Below are 733 nucleotides of genomic sequence, written 5' to 3'. Positions count from 1 at the left end.
CAAGCAATTGATTACAATTGATGAGCAAGCCATTAATCGGATTCACGAAGAAAATAAAGGAATACTTGAGCTATACCCTGAACAATCTGTGACTGAGCAAATAGCGGAGCTGATTCCCTTTGTCGATGATATGTATGAGGTAGTTAAGGGATCGATTGAAAACTTAAGCGAAAAACACAATGAGTTAAAGCCTCAAGTTCTTGAGCTTCTAAATGTAAAAATCGAAACAGCATACAACTCTGTTGAAACAATTGATTTCTCGCCTCTACAGTCAGCGATAGACTCATTTAATGATGCCAAAGAAGCCTATAAGGTCGTAATCGAATCAATAAATGAAAAACTTATTGAGTTTAAAGACGGCCTTGATTCTGCTGCGCTAGCTGCTATTAAAACCGCTGAAAACACAAATCAGAAAGCACTTGAGAATAAAAAACTACGTCATACTTTAGAGGGAAAATGCGCAACTTATAGACAACTTAGCACTCAAGCAATACAAGACCAAGAAACATACAATAACAACAAGGGAACACTAGAAGCATCACAAGAGGAGTTTCTAGATAACTACTTTGATGAGATTAACCGACTATTCCAAAGCCTTGGCTCTCGAAACTTCAATATCAGTAGAAAGCAAAATAATGGAGGTAAAAAAATAGTCTACGACTTAGAGGTAAGTTTCAACGGCAAAAATATTCCAAGAAACAAGATGAATTGCCTGTTCAGCGAGTCTGATAGA

The 733-nt window shown here is 36.8% G+C and carries 1 protein-coding gene; it reads left to right on the top strand.

Annotation, left to right across the window (positions count from 1 at the left end; translation table 11 throughout):
* Positions 1–733 (top strand): hypothetical protein (locus IQR33_RS23970; RefSeq protein ID WP_228014107.1); only part of this gene is annotated, 733 nt, incomplete at both ends.

Source organism: Vibrio sp. OPT46 (assembly GCF_015163535.1).
Lineage (GTDB): Bacteria > Pseudomonadota > Gammaproteobacteria > Enterobacterales > Vibrionaceae > Vibrio > Vibrio alginolyticus.
This window is presented reverse-complemented; position numbering and strand designations above follow the sequence as displayed.